This is a genomic window from Dolichospermum sp. LEGE 00246 (assembly GCF_015207865.1).
Classification (GTDB): domain Bacteria; phylum Cyanobacteriota; class Cyanobacteriia; order Cyanobacteriales; family Nostocaceae; genus Dolichospermum; species Dolichospermum heterosporum.
The window spans coordinates 1-1145 of record NZ_JADEWA010000762.1; the positions used below are offsets into that span (position 1 = coordinate 1).

Below are 1145 nucleotides of genomic sequence, written 5' to 3' on the forward strand. Positions count from 1 at the left end.
CCCCCAACCCCCTCCCCGCAAGCGATGAGGTGGCTAAGATGTACCTTATATGATTGGAAATCGCTGTAAGTAATTGGACAAAAATATTTACAGTCATTGCGAGCGAAGGGAAGCAATCACAACCCTTGCAATTACTTCATTTCACTTCGTTTCATATGGCTAACGCCACGCAACGCTAACGCAATAACATTGTGTAATTACTTCTATCTCACTACTTAAACAAATTGTTGATATCTGATATCTGACGCACCCTACCAGCTTTTTCACTTACATAAGTAATTGGACAAAAATATTTACAGTCATTGCGAGGGAAGGGAAGCAATCACAACCCTTGCAATTACTTCATTTCACTTCGTTTCATATGGCTAACGCCACGCAACGCTAACGCAATAACATTGTGTAATTACTTCTATCTCACTACTTAATTCCTGAGTGAATTACATTTAATTTCGTGCAGAGACGGAAAGAGAAATCAAGAGTGTTAAAATCTAACTACGGCAATAGATGGAGTAACTCTGATGCTACAAGTTAAACATCAATTTCAAAGCTTTGAAGAATATTTATCTTATGATGATGGTACAGATAACTTGTATGAACTATTTAATGGAGAGTTAATTGAAATGCCGCCAGAGTCAGGAATTAATGTGCAAATTGCCAATCGTCTTTTCTTAATGTTTGCATTGTTAATAGGGATTGATAGAGTGCGAGGACATGGTTTAGAATTGGAAGTCAGAGGAGAACCGAGAAACCGTTATCCTGACCTGACTATTATTCGAGAAGAGCATATTCAACAATTAGCAAATCGGAACACTATTCGCTTATCAATGCTACCACCTTTATTAGTTGTTGAAGTTGTTAGTCCTGGGGAATTACAAAGAGATAGAGATTTCATTGCCAAGCGGCTACAATATCAAGATTGTGGTATTCCTGAATATTGGATTATTGACCCCCAAACCCAAAGCATATTAGTTTTAGAGTTAATTAACGAAACTTACACTGAAATGGGGATTTTCTCCGGTGATGATTTAGTTTTATCTTCACAATTTAATAGTCTAAATTTAAAAGTATATCAAATTTTTGCATAAGGAAAATGTGTGAATCAGGATATCCAGGATTTAAGGATTTACAGGATTAGGAAATGAAGG

Annotated in this window: 1 protein-coding gene; it reads left to right on the plus strand. The window is 36.5% G+C overall.

Annotated elements, in window-relative coordinates:
* The first annotated feature begins 518 nt into the window (after positions 1-518).
* Positions 519-1085 (plus strand): Uma2 family endonuclease, encoded by a 567-nt coding sequence (locus IQ228_RS26195; RefSeq protein WP_027401864.1) that lies wholly within the window; start codon positions 519-521, stop codon positions 1083-1085.
* Positions 1086-1145: the final 60 nt, after the last annotated feature.

What these genes read in the sequence shown, in the direction of transcription:
- IQ228_RS26195 (WP_027401864.1), top strand. Translation starts at nt 519, where the DNA reads ATGCTACAAGTTAAACATCAATTTCAAAGCTTTGAAGAATATTTATCT.